The sequence below is a fragment of the Antarctobacter sp. genome, assembly GCF_965277915.1.
GTDB lineage: Bacteria > Pseudomonadota > Alphaproteobacteria > Rhodobacterales > Rhodobacteraceae > Antarctobacter.
Window position 1 is genome coordinate 1,968,334 of the sequence record NZ_OZ255849.1, and the last position, 21,804, is coordinate 1,990,137.

A 21,804-nucleotide genomic window follows, 5' to 3' on the forward strand; every position below is an offset into this window, starting at 1 on the left:
ACATTGCCTCGCAATACACCTGTCGGGCATCGGTATCTTGCAAGAGCCATAGGCGATGTGATGGTGGCCACATGGCATAACGCGCAGTGGTTCGTCAGCTTGGCGTGGCCGAGCTGCACCTGGATCACCCGCACCTCCGAATTCGCCTCCAGCAGATGGGTCGCGAAGCTGTGGTGAAGCGTGGGCAGCGTTGCCGCTTTCTTTATCCTCGCCATGTGCTTGGCCGAGGTGAACGCCCGTTCAACCGGCGCGGCGATAGCGGGTTGATTTTGGGCTTGCCCTGGATCTTGCCCCGGTCACCGCCTCAATCCGTTCCGAAGTGCGCACTTCTCGCCGGGCCATTGCGGAGCAATTCAATGCCCGAGGCAGTAGTAAACGTACGTCAAGGGCAGGGGGGGCTGGCTTTTATCCACCGTCAGGAGCCTGCTGCGGAAACTCGAAATCTGCATAGGATCTACGATGCTACCGGGATCGCCGACCAACTGCGGCCGTCGCGGCTTTTAGAAGTGCGAACGTGCCATCCTTTTGTGACATTTTCTGGAGTTGTGAACGAATAACCTCAAAAACAACTATAAATCGAAACGATCTCTCGCCTTGTTCGTAGGACCGCGCAGGTTTTGGACGGCCGTACCTATGACCCTGGCTAGGGGTATCCGTGCAGGCGGGTCCTGTGGCCAGAGCGCGGCCCCTGCCTTCGCATCGCGCAGGGTCTCGGCAAAGGCACGCCCAAGCACCGCGGTGGTCGGAACACCCCGCCCGCAGTAGCCCAGAAGCCCCCAGAGCCCATCATCCAGTTCGAAGATTGCCGGGCGCTGTTTTGCAGAGACGCCAACCTGTCCGGTCCAGTGGTACTCCCATTGCAAGCCTTCCAAAACGGGATAGTGCCGAGCCAACCTGCGCGTGGCCTGTTCGACCGTCGGTCCGCTCTTGCGGCCCCGACGCAGTTCGACAAGACCCCCGGTGACGATGCGACCAGAGGTATCGACGCGAAAGAACATCGGGTCGCGCCGTGTGTCGCTGAAGGTGACGCCGGAAGGGAGCACGGCGTCTTTCTGATCCGCCCCAAGCGGTGCGCTGACCACAGCATAGGAGGTCAGTGGCACCAGGCTGTGCCGCATCCGGGCGGGGACCGCGTCCGTCCCGTAGGCATTGGTCGTCAAGCCGACCTTGCGGGCGGAAATCTCGCCTTCAGGCGTCTCCACGATCCACTTCCCCGAGCGGGCCTTTCGCAGCCCTGTCATCGGTGTGCCGGTATGAATCGCACAGCCCGCCTTTTGTGCAGCCCGTGCAAGGCCGCGCACATAGGCCAAGGGATTGAGGTGTCCGCCGTCTTTGTGGACCCAGCCGCCAAGGTACCCGGGCGCGCCGCTCAGCCGGGTGACCTCATCGGGGCCCAGAAACGGTCCGGCTTTTCCCAATGCGGCATATTTTGCATGGGCCGCCTTCGCACGTTCGAGGCCCGCAGAACTGTGGGCGGCATTCAGCCAGCCGCCCTGAACCGCGTCGCATTCTATGCCCAGATCGGCGATCTGATCGAATACGATCTGTGCTGAGTCGCGCAAGAGCCCGAAGCCCGCCTGGGGCAAGGTCTCGGCGTCAAGGTATCCGAAGACAGGGATGCATTGACCATGGTTGCGACCAGAGCCACCGCTGCCGATCCCGCCCGCCTCTATCAGAGCTACTGACAGTCCCTTTCGGCAAAGTTCCAGTGCCGAGATCGTTCCGCTGAACCCGCCACCGACGATGGCGACATCCACCTGGATATGCTCGGTCAGCGGGGCTGTCGGAGGCGCGGGCGGTGCAGTTTCGGCATAATGCGGAGCCTTGATTAGGGTCATGGGGCCATTCCTTCGCTCACCAGCGCCGTCAACGCAGAACCAAGCCGACCCGACCAGGCTGCGCGGTCTGCAGAGCTTTCCAAAAGGTCATTGGAGATTTCCAGGCCGCAGGCCAAGTGGCCCGTGCCATGTGTGTGCCGGTCGATGGTGTAGACGCCATTGCGCCCGGAATACGGCTGGTTGTCTCCAAGGTTCAGATCGCTATCGCGCCCCAATTGGCGCAAAAGGGCGTTCGAGAACCGTGGGGTGTCGTTCCAGATCGTCCCGCAGTCCCAGGGGCGATGCTGGCCGTCGAAGACGCGAGTGCAACTGTGCAGCGCAAGAAAGACCGGATCTGGATGCCGGTCGGCAATTCCTGTCCACAGATCGGTCAGTCGCCGGTGATACGGCCAGAAGATCGCGTCGTGACGGGCCTGCCGTTCGGCCTCGCTCATGGCGATGTTGCCGGTTACAGGAATGCCCTCGATCTGCATCGGAATCGACCGAGGATCTTCCAGCCAGCGGTTCAGATCGATCACCAGCCGGCTGACTGTGCCCAGGATGACCGGCGCGTCGAGAACCTCTGCGAGGCGGCGCGCAACATCGTCGATCCACAGATCGCAGAAATGATGCGTTCTCTGCCAGTGCGGATCAAGACCGAGGTTGCCGAACCGTTCCGGCAGATCCGTGCCGGCATGGTCAACCACGATCAATCCCGGGAAACGGCCTTCCGGGTTCAAAACGACGGGATGCTCAATCATTGGCAACCTCTGTGTCATCTTTTCCCGGCCGGGCACGGAGCGCCTCCATGCGGGACAGTCGCGCGCGGGCGGCGTCACGGTCACGTTCGACCACGGCCGCAACAAGGGCTTCTATCTGAGCGGTCGGAACGACCCGGGAGCCGAACGGGGACAATGTGTCATCGGGGGCGGTCAAAACCGCCTGTGCATGTTGCGCAATCGGCGAACGCCAGGGATCGGTCATCAAAACGATACGAGCCCCAGCATCCGAGGCGCCTCTGGCGAATTGCAGCAATTCTTTTTGGTAGCGCCGATAGTCGAAGATGATCAGAAGGTCGCGCGTGCCGATATCTGCCAAAGCGTCATAGGCAAAGCCAACCTCCTGCCGAAGCAGGACAACGCCTTCACGCACCTGGCTCATCTGCATGACCAGCCGTTCCGCCAGGTTCCGGCTGTAGCGGCCGCCAAGCGCCTTGATGCGCAACTTCGGATTGGCCAGAAGTTCGACAATCGAGTCGAATTCAGCCGGGACAACTTGGTTGGCGGCTTTCCTGAGTGCCTCTGATTGCATCAAGAGGGTGTTGCGGTAGATGTGCCCACCTTCCGTTTCGCGGCCGGCCTCTTCGTTCAGTTGCTGCAGCGGCGACCCAAGTTGCCGTTCGATTTCTTCCAAGACCGCGGCCTGGAACGCAGCAAACCGCGGGAAACCCAGCTTGGCCAGGTATCGCAAGACCGTAGGACCGCTGACGCCCGCGCGGGTGGCAAGGGTCTCAACGGTCCCCACTGCGCTCGATGGAAAATTCTCGGCAAGGGCGGCGGCCACTTTGCGCTCGGCGGTCGAAACCGCGGTCTCGCGCAGCCGTGTGGCGAGATCTGGTGAAGACGACATCATACTCGGCGGAATCTGGATTGTTTGTTACATCTTGACTAGCAAAGGGGTCGTTTGCAACATTTAATACAAATCGACAAAGACCTGCAGCAACTGCAAGCGGTGGGCGCAAACGAACAAGAGACCCCCAACAGGAGACTAGGATCATGAAGATTTTCACAATACTGGCCGGAGCGGCTTTGGCCCTCGCGCCGGTCTCTGTCGGCGCCGAACGCGGCAGCGATGGACATCTCCGGATCCTCTACTGGCAGGCTGCCTCAACCATGAATCCCTACCTGTCCGGGATCGCAAAGGAGGTGGAGGCGGCCTCGCTCGTTCTGGAACCGCTTGCTCGGTTCGACGAAAAGGGGGCCCTTGTACCGATCCTCGCCGCCAGGATACCGACCGTCGAGAACGGTGACGTGAGTGCGGACCTGACAAGCATTACATGGACCCTGAAAGAAGACCTCAAGTGGTCGGATGGCACAGCGGTTACACCCGAAGACGTTATCTTTACCTGGAAATACTGTACCGACGAGGCCAGCGGATGCGCGGCCCTGTCGATGTTCGACAATGTCGCCGACGTCGTCGCGTTGGATGATCGAAAGGTCAAGATCAGCTTTACTGAGCCGAAACCTTATCCCTACACGGCCTTTGTCAGTTCAGAAGCCCCGATCCTGCAAAAGGCGCAATTCGCCGAATGCACAGGTGCGCGCGTGGCCCAGTGCACCCGCGAAAACACCTTCCCCATCGGGACGGGCCCCTATGTGGTCGATGACTTTCAGGCCAATGACGTCATCTCCTACTCGGCCAATCCCAATTTCCGTCATCCTGACAAGCCCGCCTTCGGCACTGTGACGATCAAGGGCGGCGGCGATCCGGCGTCTTCGGCGCGGGCAGTGCTGCAAACCGGCGAGGTGGACTACGCCTGGAACTTGCAACTGCCGCCGGACGTGCTGGACCAGATGAAAGGCGGACCGGGTGAGGTCATTGCAGGCAACGGTTCGGCCGTTGAGTTTCTCTTCCTCAACCAGACGGATCCCGATCCCGACCTTGGCGAACAGCGATCCACCGTTGACGGCGGGGCGCATCCTTTCCTGACGGATCCCCGGGTCGGGAAGGCGTTGTCGCTGGCCATCGACCGATCCCTGATCGCCGAAGTTCTGTACGGTGAAGCCGGTCGGCCCGGCTGCGCTGTCGTGCCTGCCCCCGCGCTCTACAAATCGTCGACGTTTGATGGCTGCGAAACCCAGGACCTCGAAGAGGCCGCCGCTCTGCTGGACGAGGCCGGCTGGGTCGACAGCGATGGCGACGGTATCCGGGACAAGGACGGCGTGAAACTGTCCATCCTTTACCAGACCTCGACGAATGGCGTCCGCCAGGACACCCAGGCGCTTATCAAGCAATGGTGGGGTGAAATCGGCGTCGAGACGGAACTTCGCAACATCAACGCCTCGGTCTTCTTCGGAGGTGATCCCGGTTCGCCTGATACCCGGCAGAAGTTCTATGCCGACGTGCAAATGTACACAGACAACTCCAAGGGCCAAGACCCCGAGAGCTTTCTGGCGAATTGGAGTTGCAACGACATTCCGGGCCCGACAACCCAGTGGCAGGGCAACAACATCCAGCGTTTCTGTTCGGAACCCTACCAAGCGTTGATCGCGGAATTCCGGACTGCAGCCACATTGGAGGAGCGCGGGCGCATCGCACGCGAAATGAACGACCTGCTCGTCGGTTCCTACTCCATCATTCCCTTGGTCCATCGCCGGATCCTATCCGGCAAAGCGAAATCGCTGGAGGGTGTGCGGATGAACAGCTGGGACAGCCAGATCTGGAACATTGCGGACTGGCATCGCGCAGACTGATAACAGCAAACAAGCGGGTGGGCGCATGAGAGCCCGCTCGCTTTTACTGACAAAGAAACTTGGCTGTCGGCCAGCACAGGGAGAATTCGCGCGAAGATGCCTATCTCTCTCCCGCGCTTTCATCGGTTGTAGAGCGTGCTCTGATTGCGGCTTTGTCAAGCGGGTGAGCGGTTTGTCCGTCCGGGGCCATGGTTCTCTGCGAGGTCGCATTGAGCGCCTCATGATGGTTTCCGGTGGCGGATCGTCTCAAATGCGTTGCGCGGGGTGTGGGGGGTGGCGGTTATCCCCCCGTGTCGCAACACTTCGCGTTCAAGCGCAAATGGGATAACGGGCGCGTTGGCATGTGTGACCGCCGTGGGCGGCTTTTTCTTATTAAATTCAAGCATGTGTGGCGGAGAGACAGGGATACTACGCCGTCCCAACTAAGTGCTTGATCCTGAAAGAGTATTCCGCCTGATGATGTCCATTTTTGGTGTTGTCCGTGATGTACCACGCAAAATGACATAGGCGTAGCAGGGACGCAAGGGTTGCGGTCATGGGCGGTGGAAGGCATTGGGGGCCACCATCACAGAGGCGGAAACGCCGCCCTGAGCCGCGTCCTGAGGCCTCCTAACGTTCCTCTCAGGCTGCCCCTCCTGCCGTCCTGTGGCTGCCCTGTGGCAGTGCTGTCCATGGTGGTGGCATGGTGGAGGAGCGCGGCTAAAGGCGGCTGAGGTGCGGCCCAAGCGGGCGGCTACAGGGGGGCTATGGGGGCACCTTGGGTATGCAGCCTCAGGGCGTGCATTCTGCATAGGCAGATCAAGCCTCTTTCGACCCCTGCCAACCACATCAACTCAAGGAATAACCATGCCGAATCAACAGCATGGCAAGACCGTTCGGCGGAATGCCCGCATGAGCGAGATCACTTGCCGCCCCGAGGTCTTCCAGTATCGGCACTGCGAGACCGACGACTACCACGTGCGCTCTCTTTCGGAGATCCCGGCGAGCGGGCAAGCGCTCGACCCCATCGCGGTTTGGCCCGACCCGGATACGGGGGAGCTGATCGTCATCGACGGGCACCACAGGCGAGTGGCGTACATGCGGGCGCGATGGACACGCAAGATCCCTGTCATCGTCCACCATTGCAGCCTTGAGGAAGCGCGACTGCTGGCGCTCAAGGAGAACGGCAAGACCCGGCTGCCCCTGACGCAACAGGAGCGCAGCGATGCGGCTTGGCGGTTGGTATGTTGTGGACCGGGTACGTACAGCAAGCGCGACACGGCGCAGGTTACGGGCATCTCGGAGCGCACGGTCGCCACGATGAGGAGGGTCTACCGCGACTTGCTCACTGTCCATGAGACGGGCGACCTCCTCCCGTCAAACTGGCAAGCCGCTTTGATGGCAGCCAACGGGCGCGAGGGGGTCGGGCAGCGTGAGTACACACAGGAGGATCGGGAGGCCATGATTGAAGAGAAGACACGGCAACTGGATGACCAGATCGGGAAGGCGTTGGGCTTCATGGCACAGCACCAGATCGAAGCGGCGGCGCAGGTCGTCGCCAAGCGGCTGGGCAGGCAGGGTCTCCGCTTCCTCATTGAGGAGCACCTGGGCGAGCTTGGGCTGGCCGATGAGTACCCAGAACTGGACGGAAGCCCCTTCTAGGGCAGGCACCGGACCAGTTTTGCAGCGCACATTTGAGGCGGTAACCGATGGGGGCCGCGCGAGCGGTTCCCCCCGTGCCCTAGCGACGGGGGGTGCCCCCACCGGTCAACATCAGGTCAGACGCGGGGCATCCTCCCTCCTGTGATGAGGAGCGAGACCTTGCCGCAGTAGATCTCTGCCTCCGGCTTGGGGGCGTCAAGGACCATGCTCGCCTTTGGGGGCAGCCACCTCAAGCACGGGCAGATGACCAAGGTCAGGTGGAACAGGCGGAAGGGAAGAGTGTAGGTGCGCAATGCAGTCTCCTTGCGTGTCAACTGGTGCAAGGTGTTGATTGCAATGCCACTTTGCATCGCTCGCCTTGCCTTGATCCGTAGCATGGGGGCTTGATGCCCGCAACCAAGAGGTCCTCCTCGGTCGCCACCTTCTCCTCGCCCATGACGTAGCCGCCGTCCTTGCGGATCGCGGGCAGGACGACGTGGCGGACCCAGCGGTCGAACGCACGGGCTTCGGGCTTCTTGCTGCGGGCGATCAGCTTGTAGAGACCGGCCTCGCTCACCACCGTCATGACCCTACCCTCAATCGGGGTAGGTTGGCGTTCGTCATCGTCCAGCCTGCGGAAGTGATTGGCGAAGGACCCGTTGGTCTTGTGCGGTTTCAGGCTGAGAGAACGACAAGCGTCAGCGCCGACGAACCACGGCTCACCGTCGATCTCGATGACACGGATGTCGGAGCCGTTGAAGTCGAAGAGGGACGCCGTCCCGCCCTGTTCCGCATGGGTATACCGTAGCGGAACACTGCGACGGAACACTTCGAGTGTCCTTTTAGGGTTGCTTCCTGCATTTCGGGACGATACGCAATCAGGGTCTAGAGGCAAAAAGGACAGTCCGCCATGGCAACCTACGGCTACGCAAGGGTATCGACCACCGACCAAGACCTCGGCTTGCAGCGTGACGCGCTGAGGGCGTCGGGGTGCGAGATCATCCGCGAGGAGAAGGTCAGCGGGGCGAAGCGCGAGGGGCGGCGAGAGCTGGAGACCCTGCTCCAGTTCCTCAGGGAGGGCGACACGCTGGTGGTCACGCGGCTCGACCGCTTGGCCCGGTCCATGGAGGACCTTTCCAGCATCGCCAGAGAACTGCAGGAGAAGGGTGTGGCGTTGAAGGCCACGGAGCAGCCTGTAGACACGAGCACAGCCGCAGGGAAGGCCTTCTTCCAGATGCTGGGGGTGTTCGCTGAGTTCGAGACGAACCTCCGCAAGGAACGCCAGATGGAGGGCATCTCGAGGGCCAAGGCGGAAGGGGTCTACAAAGGCCGGAAGCCGTCCATCGACGTGGAGGAAGTGCAACGTCTGCGGGATGTCGAGGGGCTGGGTGCGACCGAAATTGCGCGGAGGCTGGGGATCGCCCGGACCTCCGTCTACAGGGTCCTACAAGAAAGATTACCAAGCAATCGCCAAAGGCTAAACCCTTGAAAAACGGGTTCTTGGAATGCGCCCATTCTAGGTTGTGTTGACAATAGGGATTCACATCTCGGTGCGGGCATGAAATTCAGGCGGAACAGCAGCCACAGCTACCTCTGTCGGATGACTCAAAATGATGGTTCAAACTACTTACCCTCGAAGAGCCGCACAATTCTGGCAACGATTAATGGCGAACTTACAAGCCCCCATAACACAAAGAGAATTTCGAATGCTCTCCCCAACGCCCTCACGTGGTTGGACGCGCTGCTCGACAAGGTGATAGCAATCCAAGCTAAAACAATGTACGAAGCGAACACGAATGCAAACGAAAAAAATGGCCTTCGATCAAGAACCCGAAGGACAAACGGCTTTGCCCTCATCGCACCCCTCAACAGATTTCTCAAAAATGACCGGATGAACCGACATTCCCCAAGTGGCCAGCCCTTTGGACCTGATGATCGCCTGACCCTGCTTGCCGAACAAGCATTTTCTGACAAGGGGTGCGTCTTCGCTCGCGCCAGCGGCTGGAAATGGGTGGATTGGGCCGCCTTGAGTAGGAGGTGTGTCTCTGCGATACCGCTTGGAAACCGGCTTCTAGAAGCAAGCTAGATAGCCGGAGCGCTCAAGCTCTGCCCATATTTGTTCCTGCACCTGCGCTAGCTGCTCCTCAAGCAGGCCGTGGTCATAGACTGAGTTGGAGGACCGGACACCGGCCCAGCCGCCAAGGTCGTTGATGTCCGCTTCGTTGATCCCGGCACGGCGGGCGACTGTCCGCCATGTGTGGCGCAGGGAGTGCAGCACCAGCTTGTCATTGGTCTCCTCTCCAAGGTGTTTCCTGCGGTAACGGGTGAACCACTGGGGTAGCGCATAGACCTTGCCCACAGAGGGCCGGAGGGGCCACTCTGGGAACAACCTCGGCCCACCTTGGGATGGGGCTAGTCGCGCCCTGAGGAGGCCTTGTGCGCCCTCTGGGACGGGCACAAAGCGGGAGGCGTTGGTGGTCTTGCCGTCAGACAGCGTGAAGGACGAGCCGTCTGGAGCGACCTGCTCCCTCAGCAGCGTTGCGATCTCATCCGCCCGACACCCCGTCACCACAGCGAGGCGCAGCAGGTCCCCCTCACGAGTGCCTGGCGCGGCGTGCTCCAGCAACGTGGATACCTGGGCGGCGGTGAAGTAGTCCCGAGAGGCTGGCGCTTTGCTGGCCTTGCGCAGGCCTCCCTTCTTGATCACCCAAGGCTGCGCATAGCCTCGCCGCGTGAGGTGTTTCTCTTCGACTGCCCACACCCACAGCGACCGGAGGAGGGTGACATTCTTGGCGACGGTCTTGTGAGTCATGCCCTTCGGTGAGCGTGGACCGGTGAGGTTGGGCAGGTAGTCGATGCGGAACTCTTCGGCTAGGGCAGGGGTCACATCTTCGAGGCAGGCAAGCTCGTCGTCGTCATTGAGGAAAGTCCGGAGGTGCTTCACTGCAGTATGGAGGTTGTTGACCGTGGTAGGCTTGAGAGTTGTGAAGCCCTTCCGGCTGCCGTCAGCGCGGTCCGCAAGGTACATCGGCAGCGCCTTGCTCAGCAGATAGCCCTTGCCCAGCGCTACCTTGTTGAAGCTCCGCAGTTGGGCTGTGGGCGTGCCCTGCCGGGAGGCGCGTTCGAGCTTGTCTTCGAGGACCATCGCCACGCCCTGTTCGCGGCTGGTGTCCTCAGCGATCATCTGCCGCCACTCTAGCGCCGACTCAAGGCTGAGGTCGTTGGCTCCCGTGGCCTCGGCGACCAACTCACGGACGCGGCCAAGGACGATGTCACGTTGCTTGCGTGCCTCGACCGGGTGGCGTGTTCCCAGCCCGCGCTTGATCTCTTTCCCGAACGGCTTCCCGGTCCATGGGTTTGGCAGCCCCACCAGCTCCTTGGGCGTGATCATGCGGAAAACCCAGCCGGTGCCGGGTCCGCGTGGTTGAATGAGATAGTCCATGTCCGCAGCCACCTTTGTGTGGTCCATTATGGACAACGACTTGCTGGACATCGTGCGATTTTCTCCTTTACCATCAGCGGCTTGGAGAAAGTGGCGGAGAGACAGGGATTCGAACCCTGGGTCCCCGTGAAGGGACAACGGTTTTCGAGACCGCCCCGTTCGACCACTCCGGCACCTCTCCGCGGGGGTCTGGGTAGAGGGGCGTTTAGACAATTCCCCAGCGGGGCGCAACCGCCAAATCACAAGTTTTTCGCGTGCCGGTGAAAGAGCCCGCAGTTGTCGTGATCGTGACGGCGTCCACCCGCCTGCACACTCCGTGACAGTTGTTGTAGGCGCGGCTCTGCTCTACCACTAACAGGGCCCAGATCCGCGCGAGGACAAAATGATCAAAAACGCCCCGACACCCAAGGCCCTGACGGCCCGGCACCTGATCCCGGCGCTGTTGGCATGGCTTACCTGCCTCTGTCTTGCGTTGCCGCTGCGGGCCGAGCCCATAGACGAGTTGGCCGAGGCGCTGCAGATCGATTCCATGATCGAGGTGATGCGCGTCGAGGGCATGGCCTACGGCGCCGAACTGGCCGATGAGATGATCCCGGGCGGCAGCAATCCTGCCTGGCAGGAGTTGCTGGACACGATCTATGACCCGGACAAGATGCGCGCCATCGTTCGCGAGGGCTTTGCGGAGGCCATCGAGGACAGCGACCCGGCGCCTTTGATTGCCTTTTTCTCGTCCGACCTCGGGCAGAAGATCATCACCCTGGAACTCGAAGCGCGGCGTGCCATGATCGATGACGAGGTCGAACAGGCCGCGCGTCAGGCCTATCTGGACATCAAGGGCAGCGAGGACCCGCGCCTGGATCAGCTGCGCCGCTTCGTCGAAGTAAACGACCTTCTCGAAACCAACGTGACCGGTGCGTTGAATGCGTCGTTCCGCTTCTACTCCGGCCTGGTCGACGGGGGCGGCTTGCAGATGGCCGAGGGCGATATCCTCTCCGATGTCTGGAGCCAGGAGGAGGACACGCGCGAGGACACCCGCGAATGGCTTTTCGCCTACCTCCTTCTCGCCTACGAACCGCTGGAGGACGAGGAACTGGAAGCCTATATCGCCCTGTCCGAAACCACCCAGGGGCGGGCATTGAACCGGGCGCTGTTTGCCGGATTCAACGCCATGTACGACGAGATTTCCTATGCCCTCGGGCTGGCGGCCTCGCGGCAGATGCAGCAGCAGGAACTCTGAGGCCGGCTCTTGCAACAATGGCTTGACAACCACGGGCTTCGCGGATCATAAGCCGCGCACGAATAGACGGGGCTTTTGGCCCCGCCTTTTGTTTTCGTTCAACGATCGTCCGAATGGACGCGCTGTTCGAGGCGGGGCAAGGACCCTGTAAACTCCGGATGACGGGGCCACAGAACGCGGCAGAAAAGGAATGACGCACCATGTTCGCGGTGATGAAAACCGGCGGCAAACAGTACAAGGTCCAGTCGGGCGATACGCTCCGGGTGGAAAAGCTGGCCGCAGACGCGGGTGAAACCGTACAGTTCAATGACGTTCTGATGCTGGGTGGCGACACCACCGTCGTCGGCGCGCCCTTCGTGGCCGGCGCCGCCGTGCAGGCCGAGGTCATCGACCAGGTCAAGGGTGACAAGCTGATCCATTTCGTCAAGCGCCGCCGCAAGCACAGCTCGCAGCGCACCAAGGGCCACCGCCAGCAACTGACGCTGGTTCGCGTGACCGAGATTCTCGCCGAAGGCGCAGATGCGACCGGCGTCAAGGCCGCACAGGGCGCAGGTTCGGCCCCGAAGGCAGCCGCGCCGGCCGCCGCCCCCAAGGCAGCAGCCCCCGCAGCGGTTGAATCCGGCGACGACCTGACCCAGATTACTGGTGTTGGCCCCGCCGCCGCCAAGAAGCTGGCCGAGGCCGGTATCACCACTTTTGCCCAGCTGGCGACCGTGGACCCCGAAACCTTCGAGGCCGCCAAGGTCAAGCCCGAGTGGGTCGAACAGGCCAAGACTCTGGTCTGAGACAGTTAAGGAGAGAAACGAATGGCACATAAAAAAGCAGGCGGTTCCTCCCGCAACGGTCGCGACTCAGCCGGACGCCGTCTTGGCGTCAAGCTGTACGGCGGGCAGGCCGCGATCCCCGGCAATATCATCGTGCGTCAGCGCGGCACCAAGTTCTGGCCGGGCGAAGGCGTTGGCATGGGCAAGGATCACACCATCTTTGCAACTGCCGAAGGCGCCGTGACCTTCCGCAAGGGCCTCAAGGGTCGCACGTTCATTTCGGTCCTGCCGGTGGCGGAAGCCGCGGAATAACGCCGAGATCAGTGTCACGGAAACGGACAGGGGATCGGCGGCACCGCCGGTCCCCTTCGCTGTTTCCTGGTGCTGTTTTTCTGGCCCGGTCACGGGCCTCCGGTCGGTCATGCCAATGACAAAATGACCTGTCACAGAACAGGCAGAGCCGATCTCGTCCGATGCACGAGAGGAGAGTGCACATGGGCCTTGATGCAACCCAGGATCAGCCGGTCGTCAAGACCGAGCGGTTCGATCTGCGCCCCGTGCGCCGGTCCGACATTGGACTGATGGAGCTATACACCGGCGACGAACGCGTGGCCCGGATGACGACATCCATTCCGCACCCGCTGCCGCCGGGCGCGGCAGAGGCATTTGTCGCGCGCGTCACCGCACCTGACCGGCACGAAGACGTCTGGGCGATGGATGCCACCAAGGTCGGCGGCTCCGAGCTGATGGGCGTGATCGCGCTGGAGCGGATGGACCGCAACCAGTCCGAGGTCGGGTACTGGGTCGCGCCGGCCTTCTGGAATACCGGGCTGGCCTCCGAAGCCGTGCGCGCGCTGGTCGAGGCCAACCCGATGGGCAATGCCACGATGTTCGCCAGCGTCTTCCAGGACAACGCCGCCTCGGCGCGGGTGCTGGTGAACTGCGGGTTCGAATACATCGGCGATGCCGAGGCCTATTCCGTGGCCCGCCAGGCCAAGGTCCCAACCTGGACATATATCTGCAAGCTGGCCTGAGGCGTCGCGCAAGGCCCGCTTGAGCGCCGGGGGAAACCCCGGTAAACCGCCGCCTGTCTCTCGCCGAAAGCCCCAATCATGAAATTCCTCGATCTCTGCAAGGTCTACATCCGTTCCGGTTCCGGCGGGAACGGCTGTGTCAGTTTCCGCCGCGAAAAGTTCATCGAATACGGCGGGCCGGACGGGGGCGATGGAGGCCGCGGCGGCACTGTCTGGGCCGAGGCGGTGGACGGGCTGAACACGCTCATCGATTTCCGCTATCAGCAGCACTGGTTTGCCCAGAACGGGCAGGCGGGCAAGGGGCAGAACCGCACCGGCGCCGACGGCAGCGACATCGTCCTGCGCGTGCCCGTGGGCACCGAGATCCTCGAGGAAGACGAGGAAACCGTGATTGCCGATCTGACGGAACTGGGTCAGCGGGTGCAGCTTGCCAAGGGCGGCAATGGCGGCTGGGGCAACCTGCGCTTCAAGACCGCCACCAACCAGGCGCCGCGCAATGCCAACCCCGGGCAGGACGGGGTCGAACGGACGCTGTGGCTGCGTCTGAAACTGATTGCGGACGTGGGTCTCTTGGGGCTGCCCAATGCCGGCAAGAGCACCTTCCTGGCCGCGACCTCGAACGCCCGGCCAAAGATCGCGGATTACCCCTTTACCACCCTGCACCCGAACCTTGGTGTCGTCTCTGTCGACAACACCGAGTTTGTCGTGGCCGATATTCCCGGCCTGATCGAGGGCGCGCACGAGGGGCGGGGCCTGGGGGACATCTTCCTGGGCCATGTCGAACGGTCGGCGGTCTTGCTGCATCTGGTCGATGGCACGTCCGGCAGCCTGATCGAGGACTACCAGACCATCTGCAACGAGCTGGACGCCTATGGCGCCGGCTTGTCCGAAAAGCCCCGCGTGACCGTTCTGAACAAGATCGACGCGCTGGACGCCGAGGAGCGAGAATTTCTGAAGGAGGAACTCGAGGCGGCAGGGGCCGAGAACGTCATGCTCATGTCCGGGGCTTCCGGCGAGGGTGTGACCGAGGTGCTGCGCGCGCTGCGTCCGCATGTGGAGGCCCGCCGCGCGGCGGACCGTCCTGCGGACCCCGAGGAGGACGGGACATGGCAGCCCTGACAGAGGCGCGTCGGGTTGTCATAAAGATCGGCTCGGCCCTGCTGGTGGACCGCGCAAGTGGCGATTTGCGCCGCAGCTGGCTGGATGCAATTGCCGAGGACATCGCGCACCTGAAAGCGCGTGGCGCCGACGTTGTGCTGGTCTCGTCCGGCTCGATCGCGCTTGGCCGCGGAATCCTGCAACTGCCGCCCTCCGTCCTGCCACTGGAACAATCGCAGGCGGCCGCCGCTGTCGGTCAGATCCACCTGGCCCGCGCCTGGCAAGAGGCGCTGGCACCGCACGGGCTGACGACCGCGCAGGTTCTGGTGACGCTGGAAGACAGTTCCGACCGTCGTCGCTACCTGAACTCGCGCGCCACGCTGGAAACCCTGCTGGGGTTCGGCGCCGTGCCCATCGTGAACGAGAACGACACCGTGGCCACGGATGAGATCCGCTATGGCGACAACGACCGGCTGGCGGCACAGGTCGCGGTGACTGTTGGCGCGGACCTTCTGGTGCTCTTGTCGGATGTGGATGGCCTTTATACCGGCAATCCGAACAGCGATCCGGGCGCGCAACGGATTGATACCGTGGACGAAATCACGCCCCAGATCGAGGCGATGGCAGGTGATGCAGGCTCGGGCCTGTCCAAGGGCGGGATGAAGACCAAGGTCATGGCGGCCAAGACGGCCACCGCCTCGGGCTGTGCCATGATCATCATGCACGGCGCCGAACTGCATCCGCTGAAACGCCTGACCAACGGCGCGCCATCGACCTTGTTCACCCCGCATCTCGACCCGCATGCGGCGCGCAAACGCTGGATCGCGGCGATGAAACCGCAAGGCACGCTGCAGGTGGACGAGGGAGCGGCGCAGGCGCTGGCCTCGGGGAAGTCGCTTTTGCCCGCCGGCTTGCGTGCGGTCGAGGGCGATTTCGGGCGCGGTGAGCCGGTGACGATCCGGACGATGAACGGCCTGACACTGGGGCAGGGTCTGACACGCTATACCGCCTCGGAAGCCACGGCCATCGCCGGGCATCACAGCCGCGACTTCGAGCGCATCCTGGGCTATCCAGGTCGCGCCGTCCTGATCCACCGCGACGACATGGCGGTGTGACGGCTTTCTTTGACCCGTCCCACCGATCCCACTACTAAAGACGCAGTCACTTCTGGCCAGAGGGTTCGTCCCATGAAAGATCTCGAGAACATCCCCGCCCTGATGCAGGACATCGGAGAAAAGGCGCGTGCCGCCGCAGCGGAACTGGCCTTTGCCCCAGCCGAGGCCAAGCGCAAGGCGCTGGAGGTCGCGGCGGACAAGCTGTGGGAGGCCCGAACACAGGTCATCGAGGCCAATGCCCGCGACCTCGATTTCGGTCAGCAAAAGGGCCTGAGCAAGGCCATGATGGACCGCCTCATGCTGGACGAGGCGCGCATCCAGGGGATCTGCGACAGCCTGCGATCGGTCGCGGCGCAGAACGATCCGGTGGGTAAGGTCATCGAGGAATGGGACCGTCCCACAGGCCTGCACATCCAGCGCGTGCGCACGCCGCTTGGCGTGGTCGGGGTGATCTATGAATCCCGCCCCAACGTGACGGCGGATGCCGGTGCGCTCTGTCTCAAGGCGGGCAACGCGGTGATCCTGCGCGGTGGGTCCGAGAGCTTTCATTCCTCCGGCGCGATCCATGCCTGCCTGGTCGAGGGGCTGCGCGCCGCCGGCCTGCCGGAAACCGCTATCCAGTTGGTGCCGACCCGCGATCGCGCCGCCGTCAGCGAGATGCTGAAGATGACCGACTTCATCGACGTGATCGTGCCGCGCGGAGGCAAGGGGCTGGTCGGCCTCGTTCAGCGCGAAGCGCGGGTGCCCGTTTTTGCCCACCTCGAGGGCATCGTGCATATCTACATCGACAAGGAGGCCGACCCGGTCAAGGCGTTGTCCGTGGTCCGCAATGCCAAGACCCGGCGCACCGGTATCTGCGGTGCGGCCGAATGTCTGCTGATCCATCGCGACGTGGTCGAGACCGTCGGCCAGGGCGTGATCCGCGCGCTGTTGGATGCAGGAGTGGAAGTGCGTGCCGATGCCGGGTTGCAGACCATTCCGGGCACCGTGCCCGCCAAAGCCGAGGACTGGGGCCAAGAATACCTGGATAGCATCATAGCGGCGCGGGTCGTCGACGACATCGACGAGGCCATCGGGCACATCCGAAAGTACGGCTCGAACCACACCGACGCGATCCTGACAGAGGATGACGCAGCGGCGGCGCGTTTTTTCGAACGACTGGATTCCGCGATCCTGATGCGCAATGCCTCGACCCAATTCGCCGATGGCGGAGAGTTCGGCATGGGTGCGGAAATCGGGATCGCCACAGGCAAGATGCACGCCCGGGGCCCCGTGGGCGCCGAGCAGTTGACCAGCTTCAAGTACCTGGTGACCGGTGACGGGACGGTGCGGGCCTGAGGCCTGCACCGTCCGGGCCGGTCAGGCGATCTTGATCGTAATGGCATCGTCGGTCGGGGTGGCATAGATCCTCTGGCCCGACGCCTCGGCCTGGATCGGCAAGAGCACGAAATGCACGCGGTCCGCCCCGGGCCAGTCAGACGGGGCACTGCCATCGAGGTGTTTCCAGTGCTGCGGGTCTGCGGCAATGCGCGGTCCCGTGGCGTGGAGCGTCCAACCCGCCGCATCCCGATCGACACGCAGCGTGCCGCCATGCGGCAGCGCGCTTTCGCAGCAAAGGTAGGCGAGGAAGGCCAGCTGCACCTGAAGGCGGGGCAGGTCCTCTTGCGGGGTCCAGTCCACCTGCAGCTTGCCACCCTTGCCCAGGGCCGTCAGGGTGGACGCGATCTCTCGTCGGCCCATCATCTGTTGTTCACCGGCCTGGCCGAAGGCGACACGAAAAAAGCGGATGCGCGCGGCGGCGCTTTCGCAACTGTCCTGGATCAGCGCCATTTCGGGGCTCAGATCGGTGGGCCCGGCAAGGGCGATCAACTCCAGCCCGTTCTGGATGGCGCCGATAGGACTGATAAGGTCGTGGCACAGCCGCGAACCGACGAGGGCGGCGAGCTGAGCTTGGGACTGGGACATGGCAATCTCCGATCTGGAGGGTACAGGAATGAAAGAACTCAACTCGTTACTCGAACCAGGAATGCTGGTGCGGCATCCCGAACAGCCCGATTGGGGTACTGGGCAGGTGCAGTCCAACATCGGGGGCCGGATCACCGTAAACTTTCGGGAAGAGGGCAAGGTCGTCCTGGACAGTGCCCGGGTCACGTTACTCCCCGTTCATGATGGTTAACCTAGTCGGCCACAGGTTGATGAAGGGTTAACCAAGGTTAGGACGGAACCGCAAGCGTTGCACTCGCAGGCCCGCTTGCCTATGACCGTCCGACAGGTCCGACCGCAGCGCTTGGGAGAGATGACAGTGACAGAGGCCTTCTCGGTCCGGCTGGCGAGAGATGCCGAGGATATCGCCGCGGCGCAGCGTCTGCGGTATGATGTCTTCGTGACCGAACTGGGGGGCGACGGCGCGCTGGTCGATCACGATGCAGGGCTGGAACGCGACCGGTTCGATCCCTTCTTCGATCATCTTCTTGTCTGCGATGACAGCAAGGGCGGTGCCGTGGTCGGTGTATACCGCCTGCTGCGCGACGACCAGGCTGCCCTGGCGGGCCAGTTTTACTCCGAGGACGAGTATGATCTTGGCGCGTTGCGCAACAGTGGTCGCCGCCTGATGGAACTGGGCCGCTCCTGCCTGCATCGCGACTACCGGGGCGGTGCGGCCATGTTCCACCTCTGGCAGGGATTGGCGGGTTACGTTCTGGACCACGGGATAGAGGTTCTCTTCGGCGTCGCCAGTTTCCACGGTACGGATGTGGACAGGCTGGCCGGTCCGCTCTCGCTCTTGCATCATCGTCACCTGGCGCCGCGCGAACTGCGCCCGAGGGCGCGTGAATTCCTGTCGATGAACCTGTTGCCCGAAGACCAGATCGACAGGCGCCGAGCGATGTTGCAGGTGCCGGCGCTGATCAAGGCCTACCTGCGGTTGGGGGGGTGCGTGGGGGACGGCGCCTTTGTCGATCACTCCTTCAACACCGTGGATGTCTGCCTGGTGATGGACACCGCGCGCATGACCGACCGGCAGCGCGCGCTCTATACCCAGGAACGCGCCACATGAGGCGGGCATGAGCCAGACCTGGAACGGCGCCGAGGAGCCGGACTGGCCCCCGATCGGTGCGCGGGGCTGGCTGCGTATCGCCTGGCGCGCACCGCTCATGGCGTTGGTGATCTTCGGATGCCTGGGGCTGCTTTTGCTGGTGCGTCTGGTGGAACGGCCGCTTTGCGGGGCCGGGCGACCCGTGACGCCGCACATCACCCGCTTTGTCTGCCGCACCGTGCTGGTGATCATGGGGTTGCCCGTCGAAATGCGCGGGCAACGCATGAAGGGGCCGGGTGCCATCGTTGCCAACCATACCTCGTGGCTAGATATTTTCGTGCTGAACAGCCGAAAGACGATCTATTTCGTTTCCAAGGCCGAGGTGGCGGGATGGCCCGGAATCGGATGGCTGGCGCGGGCTACGGGCACTCTGTTCATCAACCGCGACCGGCGCGAGGCGCAGGCCCAGGCGCAGGCCTTCGAGGATCGTTTGCTGAACGGACACCGACTGCTGTTCTTTCCCGAAGGCACCTCGACCGACGGGCTGAGGGTTCTGCCGTTCAAGACGACGCTTTTCGCCGCCTTCTATTCCGAATGCCTGCATCACCGGTTGCAGGTGCAGCCGGTGAGCGTGGTCTATCATCCGCCCCGGGGCGCGCACCCGCGGTTTTATGGATGGTGGGGCGATATGGATTTCGGTGCCTCCCTGCTGCGGATCCTCGCGGCACCGCGACAGGGCAGGGTGGTGCTGAACTATCATCCGCCGGTCCGGGTGGATGATTTCGCCAACCGCAAGAGCCTGGCGCACGCGCTGGAAATCCGGGTCCGGGAGGGGCACGCAGCGGAACTTGGCCCCGTGGCACCGGAGCTGCTGGGCGGAGCGTAGCCCGGCGTACGGTGGCTTTCGGGGCGCGGCCCCGAATTTCGGGACCTCCCCCGCCTCCTTTCGATTTGCGCGATAAAGCTGTGGTCGGCCGATATGGCACCACATGTCACCACGAAACAGGGGCCTTGGCCGCGACAGCCGGTCCGTATCAGCCGCGCATGGCGTCGCGCAGGGACTGCAGGGCTGCCAGCGGATCTTCCTCGCGCCAGATTTCCTCGCCGACGGCAAAGAAATCCGTGACCGGGGCCAGGCTGCGGACGAGTTTAGGCGTCAACCCGCCTTCGGCGACGACAGGGACCTCGATCATCTCGGTCCACCAGGCAAAGAGCTCATGCTCGGCCACTTCGCCATCGCCCAAGGCGCCAGAGACGGGGCCGAAGGCAACGTAGTCGGCGCCGTGTTCGCCGGCGGTCATGCCGTCATGGCGCGACTGGGTGCACCAGGCGCCGACGATGGCATCGGGGCCAAGTGTCTTGCGTGCCGTGCGCACGGACCGAGCGCCGTCGACAAGGTGGACACCGTCCAGGCCAAGCCGGTCGGCCAGCATCACATGCGTGTCGATCACCAGCGCCACGTCGACCCGGTGCGCGATCTCACGCACGGCATCGGCGGCGCGCATCAGCCGGTCTTCGTCGCGGGTGGCCAGGCTCAGGCGCAGGCAGGCGGTCTCGACCCCGTCCAACACGCGGGCCAACCGGTCGGGAAATGTGCCCAGGTCGAATTCTGGTGGCGTGACCAGATAGATCTGCGGGGCATCGGGGTCTTGGGTCGTCATGGTGTTCTCCTGAACCGAAGGTTCTCATAACGCGGCTTTGCAGCCTTTGCACCCGGGTTTTTCATCTCTCGCCAAGGCTTGCCCCCGGGGCGGAGGGGCATTACCCCTCCGCCGATCGAACGGAGAGAGCGAGATGGCGACAGGCACCCCCCAACCGGCCTTTGTGCTGGTTCGGCCCCAGATGGGCGAGAATATCGGCGCGGCGGCGCGGGCGATGTGGAATTTCGGTCTCGACCGGATGCGGATCGTCGATCCGCGCGATGGCTGGCCCAACTCCAAGGCTGTGGCCATGTCGAGCGGCGCCGGGCGCCTGCTGGACGAGGCGCAGTTGTCCGAGGATGTGCCGGGGGCGATCGGGGATTGTTCGTTCGTTCTGGCCACCACCGCCCGGCCCCGCGATTTGACCAAGACGATCTGGACGCCCGAAGCGGCGATGACCGAATGCGCGCGCCGAATCGCGGGGGGAGAGAAGGTGGCGGTGATCTTCGGCCCGGAACGCGCCGGACTGGAAAACGAGGACATCGCACCCTGCAACGGCATCATCTCGGTCCCGGTCAACCCCGAGTTTGCCTCGCTGAACCTCGCGCAATGCGTTTTGCTCTGTGCCTACGAATGGCGCAGGGCAAGCGCAGAGATGCCCGAGGTCGCCGAGTCCCTGGCCGGAACGGAACTGGCTTTGCAGCACGAGGTCGATCATCTGGCGCGCCACTACGAGGAACGCATGGAAGAGGCCGGCTTCTTCTTTCCGGCGCACAAGGCCGAGAGCATGAAGGTCAACCTGCGCAACATGTGGTCCCGCCTGCCGCTGACCCGGGCCGAGGTGCAGATGCTGCACGGTATGATGCGCCAGATGGTGCGTTGGAGAAACAAGAAAGCGGACTGATCCGTGGGGGATCAGTCCGCCAGAAGGCCGGGCCGGCCAGGGAGAAGATCCGGCGCCGGGTTGGGCCGCGGTCAGTAGTTGCCGCCGCCCGAATAGCCGCCGGAATACCCACCCGAATAACCCTTCTTCTTGGGCGGCGTGTAGGTGTTCTTCGGCGGAGTGTAGGTGCAGGCGTAGTTCAGGATGTAGTCGCCATGGACCCAGTAGTACTGGCCCTGGTACTGGATCTGCACCCAGCCGTATTGCGTGTCGTAGGTGTCGAGCGCCGTGCAGGGGCTGAAGGTGCCCACCACCGGGTAGTTCTGGCCCGGACCGGTGCGGTAGTTCAGGTGGCTCTGGCCGACCCAGGCCTGCCCGGCCGAAGCGGCGGAGGCGGCGAGCGTTGCGGCGGCGACGGCGGCGGAGATGAGGAAAGTCTTCATGGGATAGGTCCTTTAGGGGCTATAATCGTCTGACAAGAGCCGGTGATCGGATATTCGTTAACCTGTGGACCCAAGGTAAACCTCGGCTGCCCCGTGCATAAGTCAGACATTCCTGACCGCCCTGGCGGTCTGCTTCGGGTAGGCATTGTCCAACTGGAAACAAAAAAGACCGATCCGCGCAGGGATCGGTCCGGGAGGAGGGGC

General features: G+C 63.1%; 22 protein-coding genes, 1 tRNA gene and 1 pseudogene. 14 read left to right on the top strand and 10 right to left on the bottom strand.

Annotated features, from left to right (window positions below; all coding sequences use genetic code 11):
* Positions 1–56 precede the first annotated feature (56 nt).
* From ACQY5B_RS10425 to ACQY5B_RS10440, 4 genes and pseudogenes are all read right to left on the bottom strand, one after another.
* A pseudogene (locus tag ACQY5B_RS10425) lies at positions 57–280 on the bottom strand (tyrosine-type recombinase/integrase); the annotation flags it as partial.
* 289 nt (positions 281–569) lie between these two features.
* Positions 570–1,838 (bottom strand): NAD(P)/FAD-dependent oxidoreductase, encoded by a 1,269-nt coding sequence (locus ACQY5B_RS10430; RefSeq protein WP_420325319.1) that lies wholly within the window; start codon positions 1,836–1,838, stop codon positions 570–572.
* A complete protein-coding gene (locus tag ACQY5B_RS10435; protein WP_420325318.1) occupies positions 1,835–2,578 on the bottom strand; it encodes an N-formylglutamate amidohydrolase in 744 nt (247 codons plus the stop codon). Before ACQY5B_RS10435 ends, ACQY5B_RS10430 begins: the two co-directional genes overlap by 4 nt.
* Positions 2,571–3,380, bottom strand: a complete 810-nt coding sequence (locus ACQY5B_RS10440; protein ID WP_420325317.1) for a MurR/RpiR family transcriptional regulator — start codon at positions 3,378–3,380, stop codon at positions 2,571–2,573. Before ACQY5B_RS10440 ends, ACQY5B_RS10435 begins: the two co-directional genes overlap by 8 nt.
* Before the next feature lie 212 nt (positions 3,381–3,592).
* Here ACQY5B_RS10440 and ACQY5B_RS10445 point away from each other — a divergent pair, with 212 nt between their 5' ends.
* Entirely contained in the window at positions 3,593–5,290 is a 1,698-nt protein-coding gene (locus ACQY5B_RS10445) for a peptide ABC transporter substrate-binding protein (RefSeq protein WP_420325316.1), read from the top strand.
* Positions 5,291–6,181: 891 nt separating this feature from the next.
* Positions 6,182–6,931, top strand: coding sequence for a ParB/RepB/Spo0J family partition protein (locus tag ACQY5B_RS10450; RefSeq protein WP_420325315.1), 750 nt, complete (start codon positions 6,182–6,184; stop codon positions 6,929–6,931).
* A 310-nt stretch (positions 6,932–7,241) separates the two neighbouring features.
* Here the strand turns inward: ACQY5B_RS10450 and ACQY5B_RS10455 are convergent, their stop codons facing one another.
* Positions 7,242–7,739: a BRO-N domain-containing protein gene (locus ACQY5B_RS10455; RefSeq protein ID WP_420325314.1), complete on the bottom strand. Its 498-nt coding sequence runs from the start codon at positions 7,737–7,739 to the stop codon at positions 7,242–7,244.
* Positions 7,740–7,820: 81 nt separating this feature from the next.
* Between ACQY5B_RS10455 and ACQY5B_RS10460 the strand changes: the two genes are divergently transcribed.
* Positions 7,821–8,399 carry a recombinase family protein gene (locus tag ACQY5B_RS10460; RefSeq protein WP_420325313.1) on the top strand — a complete coding sequence of 193 codons (579 nt, stop codon included), beginning with the start codon at positions 7,821–7,823 and terminating at the stop codon, positions 8,397–8,399.
* Positions 8,400–8,981: 582 nt separating this feature from the next.
* Here ACQY5B_RS10460 and ACQY5B_RS10465 read toward each other — a convergent pair.
* Positions 8,982–10,352: a tyrosine-type recombinase/integrase gene (locus ACQY5B_RS10465; protein WP_420325312.1), complete on the bottom strand. Its 1,371-nt coding sequence runs from the start codon at positions 10,350–10,352 to the stop codon at positions 8,982–8,984.
* A gap of 91 nt (positions 10,353–10,443) precedes the next feature.
* Positions 10,444–10,533 (bottom strand) — tRNA-Ser (locus ACQY5B_RS10470).
* A 201-nt stretch (positions 10,534–10,734) separates the two neighbouring features.
* Here ACQY5B_RS10470 and ACQY5B_RS10475 point away from each other — a divergent pair.
* From ACQY5B_RS10475 to ACQY5B_RS10505, 7 genes are all read left to right on the top strand, one after another.
* Entirely contained in the window at positions 10,735–11,589 is an 855-nt protein-coding gene (locus tag ACQY5B_RS10475) for a DUF2059 domain-containing protein (protein WP_420325311.1), read from the top strand.
* Between the two features lie 200 nt (positions 11,590–11,789).
* Entirely contained in the window at positions 11,790–12,374 is a 585-nt protein-coding gene (locus ACQY5B_RS10480) for a 50S ribosomal protein L21 (RefSeq protein ID WP_420325310.1), read from the top strand.
* Between the two features lie 21 nt (positions 12,375–12,395).
* The gene (rpmA, locus tag ACQY5B_RS10485) at positions 12,396–12,665 is read left to right on the top strand and encodes a 50S ribosomal protein L27 (protein ID WP_043138588.1); all 270 of its coding nucleotides are present in this window, start codon (positions 12,396–12,398) and stop codon (positions 12,663–12,665) included.
* 182 nt (positions 12,666–12,847) lie between these two features.
* Positions 12,848–13,387 carry a GNAT family N-acetyltransferase gene (locus tag ACQY5B_RS10490; protein ID WP_305971816.1) on the top strand — a complete coding sequence of 180 codons (540 nt, stop codon included), beginning with the start codon at positions 12,848–12,850 and terminating at the stop codon, positions 13,385–13,387.
* A 78-nt stretch (positions 13,388–13,465) separates the two neighbouring features.
* Positions 13,466–14,506 carry a GTPase ObgE gene (obgE, locus tag ACQY5B_RS10495; RefSeq protein WP_420325309.1) on the top strand — a complete coding sequence of 347 codons (1,041 nt, stop codon included), beginning with the start codon at positions 13,466–13,468 and terminating at the stop codon, positions 14,504–14,506.
* Positions 14,494–15,600 (top strand): glutamate 5-kinase, encoded by a 1,107-nt coding sequence (gene proB, locus ACQY5B_RS10500; RefSeq protein ID WP_420325308.1) that lies wholly within the window; start codon positions 14,494–14,496, stop codon positions 15,598–15,600. Before obgE ends, proB begins: the two co-directional genes overlap by 13 nt.
* 72 nt (positions 15,601–15,672) lie before the next feature.
* Positions 15,673–16,938, top strand: a complete 1,266-nt coding sequence (locus ACQY5B_RS10505; RefSeq protein ID WP_420325307.1) for a glutamate-5-semialdehyde dehydrogenase — start codon at positions 15,673–15,675, stop codon at positions 16,936–16,938.
* A 21-nt stretch (positions 16,939–16,959) separates the two neighbouring features.
* Here ACQY5B_RS10505 and ACQY5B_RS10510 read toward each other — a convergent pair whose 3' ends face one another.
* Positions 16,960–17,565, bottom strand: coding sequence for a histidine phosphotransferase family protein (locus tag ACQY5B_RS10510; RefSeq protein ID WP_420325306.1), 606 nt, complete (start codon positions 17,563–17,565; stop codon positions 16,960–16,962).
* A 28-nt stretch (positions 17,566–17,593) separates the two neighbouring features.
* Between ACQY5B_RS10510 and ACQY5B_RS10515 the strand changes: the two genes are divergently transcribed.
* The 3 genes from ACQY5B_RS10515 to olsA all read left to right on the top strand — a co-directional run bounded on the left by ACQY5B_RS10515 (position 17,594) and on the right by olsA (position 19,520).
* Positions 17,594–17,776: a DUF3553 domain-containing protein gene (locus tag ACQY5B_RS10515; protein ID WP_305971821.1), complete on the top strand. Its 183-nt coding sequence runs from the start codon at positions 17,594–17,596 to the stop codon at positions 17,774–17,776.
* 120 nt (positions 17,777–17,896) lie between these two features.
* Positions 17,897–18,655 carry an L-ornithine N(alpha)-acyltransferase gene (gene olsB, locus ACQY5B_RS10520; RefSeq protein ID WP_420325305.1) on the top strand — a complete coding sequence of 253 codons (759 nt, stop codon included), beginning with the start codon at positions 17,897–17,899 and terminating at the stop codon, positions 18,653–18,655.
* Between the two features lie 7 nt (positions 18,656–18,662).
* Positions 18,663–19,520, top strand: a complete 858-nt coding sequence (gene olsA / locus ACQY5B_RS10525; RefSeq protein WP_420325304.1) for a lyso-ornithine lipid O-acyltransferase — start codon at positions 18,663–18,665, stop codon at positions 19,518–19,520.
* Between the two features lie 148 nt (positions 19,521–19,668).
* Here the strand turns inward: olsA and ACQY5B_RS10530 are convergent, their stop codons facing one another.
* Positions 19,669–20,295, bottom strand: coding sequence for a thiamine phosphate synthase (locus ACQY5B_RS10530; protein ID WP_420325303.1), 627 nt, complete (start codon positions 20,293–20,295; stop codon positions 19,669–19,671).
* Positions 20,296–20,428: 133 nt separating this feature from the next.
* Between ACQY5B_RS10530 and ACQY5B_RS10535 the strand changes: the two genes are divergently transcribed.
* Positions 20,429–21,178 (top strand): RNA methyltransferase, encoded by a 750-nt coding sequence (locus ACQY5B_RS10535; RefSeq protein ID WP_420325302.1) that lies wholly within the window; start codon positions 20,429–20,431, stop codon positions 21,176–21,178.
* Between the two features lie 71 nt (positions 21,179–21,249).
* Here the strand turns inward: ACQY5B_RS10535 and ACQY5B_RS10540 are convergent, their stop codons facing one another.
* Entirely contained in the window at positions 21,250–21,600 is a 351-nt protein-coding gene (locus ACQY5B_RS10540) for an SH3 domain-containing protein (protein WP_420325301.1), read from the bottom strand.
* Between the last annotated feature and the right edge of the window lie 204 nt (positions 21,601–21,804).

Bases quoted from the DNA above. Each gene is read 5' to 3' on its own strand.
- ACQY5B_RS10430 (WP_420325319.1), bottom strand. From the start codon at position 1,838: ATGACCCTAATCAAGGCTCCGCATTATGCCGAAACTGCACCGCCCGCG.
- ACQY5B_RS10435 (WP_420325318.1), bottom strand. From the start codon at position 2,578: ATGATTGAGCATCCCGTCGTTTTGAACCCGGAAGGCCGTTTCCCGGGA.
- ACQY5B_RS10445 (WP_420325316.1), top strand. From the start codon at position 3,593: ATGAAGATTTTCACAATACTGGCCGGAGCGGCTTTGGCCCTCGCGCCG.
- ACQY5B_RS10450 (WP_420325315.1), top strand. From the start codon at position 6,182: ATGAGCGAGATCACTTGCCGCCCCGAGGTCTTCCAGTATCGGCACTGC.
- ACQY5B_RS10460 (WP_420325313.1), top strand. From the start codon at position 7,821: ATGGCAACCTACGGCTACGCAAGGGTATCGACCACCGACCAAGACCTC.
- ACQY5B_RS10465 (WP_420325312.1), bottom strand. From the start codon at position 10,352: ATGGACTATCTCATTCAACCACGCGGACCCGGCACCGGCTGGGTTTTC.
- ACQY5B_RS10475 (WP_420325311.1), top strand. From the start codon at position 10,735: ATGATCAAAAACGCCCCGACACCCAAGGCCCTGACGGCCCGGCACCTG.
- ACQY5B_RS10480 (WP_420325310.1), top strand. From the start codon at position 11,790: ATGTTCGCGGTGATGAAAACCGGCGGCAAACAGTACAAGGTCCAGTCG.
- rpmA (WP_043138588.1), top strand. From the start codon at position 12,396: ATGGCACATAAAAAAGCAGGCGGTTCCTCCCGCAACGGTCGCGACTCA.
- ACQY5B_RS10490 (WP_305971816.1), top strand. From the start codon at position 12,848: ATGGGCCTTGATGCAACCCAGGATCAGCCGGTCGTCAAGACCGAGCGG.
- obgE (WP_420325309.1), top strand. From the start codon at position 13,466: ATGAAATTCCTCGATCTCTGCAAGGTCTACATCCGTTCCGGTTCCGGC.
- proB (WP_420325308.1), top strand. From the start codon at position 14,494: ATGGCAGCCCTGACAGAGGCGCGTCGGGTTGTCATAAAGATCGGCTCG.
- ACQY5B_RS10505 (WP_420325307.1), top strand. From the start codon at position 15,673: ATGAAAGATCTCGAGAACATCCCCGCCCTGATGCAGGACATCGGAGAA.
- ACQY5B_RS10510 (WP_420325306.1), bottom strand. From the start codon at position 17,565: ATGTCCCAGTCCCAAGCTCAGCTCGCCGCCCTCGTCGGTTCGCGGCTG.
- ACQY5B_RS10515 (WP_305971821.1), top strand. From the start codon at position 17,594: ATGAAAGAACTCAACTCGTTACTCGAACCAGGAATGCTGGTGCGGCAT.
- olsB (WP_420325305.1), top strand. From the start codon at position 17,897: ATGACAGTGACAGAGGCCTTCTCGGTCCGGCTGGCGAGAGATGCCGAG.
- olsA (WP_420325304.1), top strand. From the start codon at position 18,663: ATGAGCCAGACCTGGAACGGCGCCGAGGAGCCGGACTGGCCCCCGATC.
- ACQY5B_RS10530 (WP_420325303.1), bottom strand. From the start codon at position 20,295: ATGACGACCCAAGACCCCGATGCCCCGCAGATCTATCTGGTCACGCCA.
- ACQY5B_RS10535 (WP_420325302.1), top strand. From the start codon at position 20,429: ATGGCGACAGGCACCCCCCAACCGGCCTTTGTGCTGGTTCGGCCCCAG.
- ACQY5B_RS10540 (WP_420325301.1), bottom strand. From the start codon at position 21,600: ATGAAGACTTTCCTCATCTCCGCCGCCGTCGCCGCCGCAACGCTCGCC.